1 protein-coding gene is annotated in these 449 nt (G+C 63.3%); it reads left to right on the top strand.

Features of this window, described 5'->3' with window-relative positions; translation table 11 throughout:
- Nucleotides 1-449, top strand: a 449-nt coding sequence (locus JK635_RS28150; protein WP_202653237.1) for a phospholipase A, incomplete at both ends; no start/stop codon positions are given.

Genomic DNA, 449 nt, shown 5'->3' with positions numbered 1-449 from the left:
CCGAACAACCCCCTGTCGGCAAGCTCGCCGGCCGGCATCGACCATGTCGAGCTGCGCTACCAGCTTGGCTTCAAGACCAAGCTGGTCGAGCGCACCGCCGGCAGCGCCGCCGATCTGTGGTTTGGCTATACCCAGCAGAGCTACTGGCAAGCCTTCAATGGCGCGGCGTCACGGCCGTTTCGCGAGACCAACTATCAGCCCGAGCTGATGGCGGTGCTGCCGATCGATGCCGGCATAGGCAACCTCCGCCTGCGTTTTCTCAATCTCGGGATTTCGCACCAGTCCAACGGGCAGTCAGGAAGCCGTTCACGCAGCTGGAACCGGGTGTATGCCCAGGCTGGGCTGGAACATGGCGCGCTGTCTCTGACCACCCGCGTCTGGAAGCGCCTGTCCGAGGGACAGGATGACGATAATCCCGACATCCTGGACTACATGGGCCGCGGCGATAT

Source organism: Neobacillus paridis, assembly GCF_016765675.1.
GTDB lineage: Bacteria > Bacillota > Bacilli > Bacillales > Cytobacillaceae > Neobacillus > Neobacillus paridis.
Note: the sequence above shows the minus strand (reverse complement) of the source record. Positions and strands in the feature narration are given on the sequence as shown.